7 protein-coding genes are annotated in these 6,047 nt (G+C 28.4%); all 7 read left to right on the top strand.

The annotated features are described in order from the left end of the window. The first annotated feature begins 6 nt into the window (after positions 1-6). Positions 7-531 (top strand): cupin domain-containing protein, encoded by a 525-nt coding sequence (locus ACI3VO_RS03960; protein ID WP_439756676.1) that lies wholly within the window; start codon positions 7-9, stop codon positions 529-531. A gap of 231 nt (positions 532-762) precedes the next feature. Then, positions 763-1,332, top strand: coding sequence for an HDIG domain-containing metalloprotein (locus tag ACI3VO_RS03955; protein WP_439756675.1), 570 nt, complete (start codon positions 763-765; stop codon positions 1,330-1,332). Between the two features lie 266 nt (positions 1,333-1,598). Next, a complete protein-coding gene (locus ACI3VO_RS03950; protein WP_439756674.1) occupies positions 1,599-2,990 on the top strand; it encodes an MBOAT family O-acyltransferase in 1,392 nt (463 codons plus the stop codon). 10 nt (positions 2,991-3,000) lie between these two features. Then, positions 3,001-4,329: a DHHW family protein gene (locus tag ACI3VO_RS03945; RefSeq protein WP_439756673.1), complete on the top strand. Its 1,329-nt coding sequence runs from the start codon at positions 3,001-3,003 to the stop codon at positions 4,327-4,329. Positions 4,330-4,474: 145 nt separating this feature from the next. Further along, the gene (locus ACI3VO_RS03940; RefSeq protein ID WP_439756672.1) at positions 4,475-5,041 is read left to right on the top strand and encodes a hypothetical protein; all 567 of its coding nucleotides are present in this window, start codon (positions 4,475-4,477) and stop codon (positions 5,039-5,041) included. 26 nt (positions 5,042-5,067) lie between these two features. Next, the gene (locus ACI3VO_RS03935; protein WP_439756671.1) at positions 5,068-5,769 is read left to right on the top strand and encodes an alpha/beta hydrolase; all 702 of its coding nucleotides are present in this window, start codon (positions 5,068-5,070) and stop codon (positions 5,767-5,769) included. Positions 5,770-5,797: 28 nt separating this feature from the next. Next, on the top strand, positions 5,798-6,047 hold a 250-nt coding region (locus ACI3VO_RS03930), incomplete at its 3' end, for a hypothetical protein (protein WP_439756670.1).

The raw sequence follows: 6,047 nt of genomic DNA, 5'->3' as shown, positions 1-6,047 counted from the left end.
CCTCAAATGTACTATATGTATCCATACCCTTTTTGGATTAATCCTCAAATGTATAGTATGCACATGAAAAATTACTCAAATAACCAGCAAGCAAATATGTTTAATTATAATAAAATGCCTATTAATCTAACAGATTATGGACCAGAACCATTTGTAATTAATATCAACGATGCAGCTGAACAAAATAATACTTTTCGAACAGCTTTGTGGACAGGAGAAAATTTACAAGTTACACTTATGAGTATAAATGTGGGAGATGATATAGGCTTGGAAGTTCATGAAACAGCTGATCAATTTATAAGAATTGAAGAGGGGCAAGGTATCGTAGTTATGGGAGACAGTAAAAATAATTTAAATTTTCAAAAGAGAATTTATGATGGTTTTGCTATAATGATACCTGTCGGCAAATGGCACAATATTATAAATACAGGGAATCAGCCACTTAAATTGTATGCAATCTATGCTCCACCTCAACATCCGCCTGGTACGGTTTCTAAAACTAAATCAGATGCACAAGCTTCTGAACATTAAGCTAAATTACGCATTAACAAAAAGCATTAGAATTTAATCTAGTGCTTTTTATGCTTATAAATATTGATAAAATTATAAAAGAATTATATAATTTATATTAGGAGTTTTCATACAAAATACGTAGGAAATTATATTACTATAAAAATTTTAGATAGATATAATTTCTCATAAATGTAAAATTCTGAATTTTTATATAATAAATAATTATACATACAATTAGGAGGTCATGACATGTATCCAACAAGAGAAGAGGCATGGGCAATATTTACTGAATATAATAAGGACGAACATCTAATAAAACATGGATTAACAGTAGAAGGTGTAATGAGACATTTTGCAGGTCTATATGGTGGAAATCCTGATGAATGGGGTGTAGTAGGATTATTACATGATGTAGATTATGAATTATATCCAGAAGAACACTGCAAAAAAACTATAGAAATATTAGAAGCTAAAGGGATAGATCAAGAAGTTATACGTGCGATAATAAGCCACGGCTACGGACTTGTAAACGATGTTAAACCAGAAAGTGATATGGAAAAGGTTTTATATACTATAGACGAATTAACAGGACTTATAACTGCAGCTGCTATAATGAGACCATCAAAGAGCGTTTTAGATATAAATGTTAAATCAGTTAAGAAAAAATACAAATCTAAAGGGTTTGCAGCTGGCGTAAATAGAGAAGTAATAGAAAATGGATGCCAAATGCTAGGCAAAGAATTAAATGAAATAATAGAAGAAACTATTTTAGGTATGCGTGAAGTCGCTGAAGAAATAGGACTTAAGGGAGATTTATAATAAGTTGAAAAAAATCTGTTTCTACAATATATGGAAGCAGATTTTTTTATTTGTTGGAAATTATATTATGACATATTTTTTGAAAATACGATATAAAATAATTTGTAATTCTTTGTTTAGTTGTAAATATAAACAAATTTTTACAATACTTTACAATACATTGTTGAAAATTAGTTTATATAGTATTATAATGCCAATTGTCAAATTTGATTATGAGACTTTATATCAAATATAACAACTAAATTATACGAGGAGGATTATAAAAAATGGTGTTTTCAGATTTATTATTTGTATTTGCTTTTTTACCAGTAAATATAATATTTTATTTTTTATCGAAAAATTTAAAAGTAAAAAATATTGTTCTTATAGTTTTTTCATTATTATTTTATGCTTGGGGAGAGCCTTTATGGATAAGTATTCTTATTTTTAGTACACTTGTAGATTATGTTCACGCTCTTGCCATAGAAAAAAGTGATGATCCTAAAAAAAGAAAATTGCTTTTAATTAACTCGATAGTAATAAATCTTATCTTATTGGGTGTATTTAAATATGCAGGTTTCTTTGTCAGCAATATCAATTACATATTTAAATTAAGTTTAGCTGTTCCAAAAATATCTTTACCGATTGGTATTTCATTTTATACATTTCAAACTATTTCATATACTGCTGATGTGTATTGTGGTAGGGTTAAGGCACAAAAAAGCTTTGCTAAATTTTTAATGTATGTTTCTCTATATCCTCAATTGATAGCTGGACCTATTGTTAGATATGTAGATATAGAAAAAGAAATAGAAAATAGAGATATAAGTATAGTAAATATATCTGAAGGTATAAATCGATTTATAATTGGTTTAGCAAAAAAAGTTGTAATTGCAAATACAGCAGCTTCATTAGTAGCGACATTCTTAGATTCAGACTTAGCTACAATTGGTGTTTTAGACGCTTGGTTTGGAATTTTTATGTATACTATCCAGATTTATTTTGACTTTTCAGGATATTCTGATATGGCTATAGGTCTTGGAAGAATATTTGGTTTCCACTATTGTGAAAACTTTAATTATCCGTATATATCAAAATCTGCAACTGAATTTTGGAGAAGATGGCATATTTCACTAGGATCTTTCTTTAGAGATTATGTATATATACCTCTTGGCGGAAATAGAAAAAGACAGTTACTAAATATATTTATTGTATGGTTTTTAACAGGATTTTGGCATGGCGCTAGTTGGAACTTTATAATTTGGGGATTGTATTTTGGAGCTATAATATATTTCGAAAAGAAGGTTATTTTCTCATTTGCAGAAAAAATACCTAATATCATCAAATGGGTTTTTACAATTATTATTATAATGGTCGGTTGGGGTATATTCTATTATACCGACTTAAACAAACTAGGATTATTTTTAAAAGCATTAGTAGGTTTAAATAATAATTTACTTTGTTCAGATACTCTTTCAATAATCGTTATGAATAATATTATATTTATAGTGATTGCAGTTATAGCATCAACACCTTTAGTAAGTAAATTATTTAATAAAATAAATACTAATCAGAACTTAGATTATTTAAGAATAGTAGTAAATGTATGTTTAATCTTCTGTGTAATCGCAATGCTAGTTGGAGAAGGTTATAATCCATTTTTATATTATAGGTTCTAGGAGGTAGATTATGAGCGATTTAATGCATAAGTATAAACAAGAAGAAGAGATAAAGCATGAACGTGAAGTTAAATTAAGTGATTATATAAATATTGGAGTATGTACTTTAATTATGTTGTTTTTCTTCGTGTCTATGTTTTTTACGACAAATGGAGGATTTTCTGAACAGGAAAAAAGAGATTTGGCGACTTTTCCTAAATTATCAGAGACTTCCATAGAAGAATTTTTTGATGGGGAATATTTCTCAAAAATAGGAGATTTCTATAAGGATAATTTTGTCCATAGACAAGAATTTTTAGCTCTATCAGATACAATAGATAAATTCAAAGGTATAGATACTGGAATAAAAATGACTGTAGCAGCTAATAATAAATCGACAGAAGATATAAATAATACTGAAGAACAAAAAACACAAGAAGACGATTCTCAAGCTGATGAAGAGCTTAATAATGCTAAAGTAGAGCGAGTAGGTTCATTATTATCTATAGATAATATGGTTTGTGAAGCTTATGGATTTAACGAGCCTACTGTAAATGAATATGCTGAAGTAATAAAAAAATTTGGTGATACTTTGACAAATTCACATGTTTATAATGTTTTAGTGCCTACTCATGTAGAATTTGCACTACCAGCTAAATATAAAAAACTATCTGCTGAACAAAAACCGGTAATTGATTTAGTTTTCAGTAAGATAGGTGATAATGTAACACCAGTAGATACGTATTCTATTTTAAAAGAACATAGAAATGAATATATTTACTTTAGATCAGATCACCATTGGACTCAACTAGGTGCGTATTATGGGTATACTGAATTTTGTAAAGTGGCTGGATTAGAGCCTGTCGATATAAATGATTATGAAACAGAAAAAATAGAAGATTTCTTAGGAACATATTATTCTGCTTCAAAAGAAGAAAAGCTACGTGAAAATCCAGATTATGTAGAATATAGACCTGTTGGAGGCGATTTAGTAGCAACTATTTATCAAAATAGCGCTTTAACAAAGAGCTTTGAGTATTCACCTTACTCTGATTATTCTAAAGGAGCAAATGCTTACGGAGTATTTCTTCATGGTGATAATCCGCTTACTGTAATAAAAAATCCTGAAATTACAACAGGTAAAAAAGCCGTTGTAATTAAAGAATCTTACGGTAATGCATTTGCTCCATTTCTTACACAAAACTACAGTGAGTTATATGTAATTGATATGAGATATTTTAACGATAATCTTAAAGGATTTGTAGATAAACATCAAATTGATGATGTAATATTTATAAATAATATGGTTGCTGTAGGCTCACAAGCACGTGTAGATGAATTAAAAAAATTACTTGGATAAATAGAAATCTGTTTCCATATATGTAATATGTGGGAGCAGATTTTTTAGTTTATAAATAAAAATAAATAATATTTTGAGTTTATTTTTTTTCTAAAAAATAATACTATAACTAGAAATATTTTGAGAAAAATGTTGGAGGCAATTTATGGATAAAAATAGACTTAAAATTATATATAGGATTATATACGCTATTTATGCAGTCGTTTTGGTGTATCTTTTTTTACAAAGTAATTTTTTAAATATAGCTATAGCATCTTTAAGTTTAATTGGTATTATTGTTTTAGTTAGGCTAAATAAAATATACAACCATCTATTTAACGATTCGATAACTGCTGTTTTAATTGTGTTTACTATGTTGTCGCTGTTATTTGGTACATGCTTGAATTTTTATGATATAAAGTATTATGACGATTTTTTACATGTGTGGTCGGGACTTATAGGATGTAGTTTGGCTTATTTTATATACGGATGTTTTGATGAAAATAAGGTCGACACCAAGAAAAAAACTGTATTTATTTTGATATATATGTTTATGTTCAGTATGGGTGTGGCGAGTATTTGGGAGCTTATCGAGTTTGGTATGGATAGGTTTTTGGGGTTTGAATGTCAAGCTGGAGGTCTTGTAGATACTATGATCGATACCTTAGATTGTTTGATTGGAAGTATCTTTATGATATGCTATTATTATTTTAAGATAAAAAATGAAGAGTAATTATCTAGAAAGTAGAGGGGAATATTGTGATTAAAAAATTTTTTCAAATAGAAAACATACCTGCAGTTTTGTGGGGAGAGGATTCTGATAAATTATTTATAGCTGTACATGGAAACATGTCAAATAAAGAGGACATAGTTATAGGTATACTTGCAAAAGAGGCTGTAAAAAGGGGATACCAGGTTATAAGCTTTGATTTGCCAGAACATGGAGGCAGAAATGACGGTGTTTTGTGTAAGGTACAAAACTGTGTAAGAGAGCTAGATTTAGTTATGGATTATGCAAAGAAAAAATGGGAAAGTATAAGCTTATTTGCATGTAGTATGGGTGCATACTTTAGTCTGCTGGCTTATAGAGATTGTGATATAAAACAGTCTTTGTTTTTATCTCCAGTTGTCAATATGAAGAGAATTATTGAAAATATGATGATGTGGTTTGATGTAGACGAGGCGAAACTTGAAAAAGAGCAGGAGATAAATACACCTATTGGACAAACTCTGTATTGGGATTATTACTGCTATGTAAATGAGCATCCAATCGATAAGTGGGATAGTAGGACTTGTATTTTATACGGATCAAAGGATGATATGTGCGAATCTGAATTTGTATTTGAGTTTGCTGAGAAGTTTAATTGTGAGATTGATGTTGTAGAAGATGGAGAGCATTATTTTCATACGAAAGAGCAGTTAGAAGTATTTGAAAAATGGATTGGGAAGAATATTTTATAGGTTCAAATAATGGGGGAGATAGTTGAATATGTATAAGTACGAAGTAGAGATAAGTGAAATTGTATATAAATATAAAAATGCTATATCATCTAATAATATAAATTCATATAAATATGTATTAGGTTTAAGCATAATTTTAATTAATCCTAATTATAAAAGAATCTCTTTTAATCAAATAGCTGATAAAGTTATAGATATATATTTTAACAATATTATAGTAAATAAATTAATGGAGCAAAAGAACAACAACATGATAACTTTAAAAACTATAAAAGAGT

This window comes from Intestinibacter sp. (assembly GCF_051866655.1).
In the GTDB taxonomy this organism is placed as follows: Bacteria; Bacillota; Clostridia; order Peptostreptococcales; family Peptostreptococcaceae; genus Intestinibacter.
Note: the sequence above shows the minus strand (reverse complement) of the source record. Positions and strands in the feature narration are given on the sequence as shown.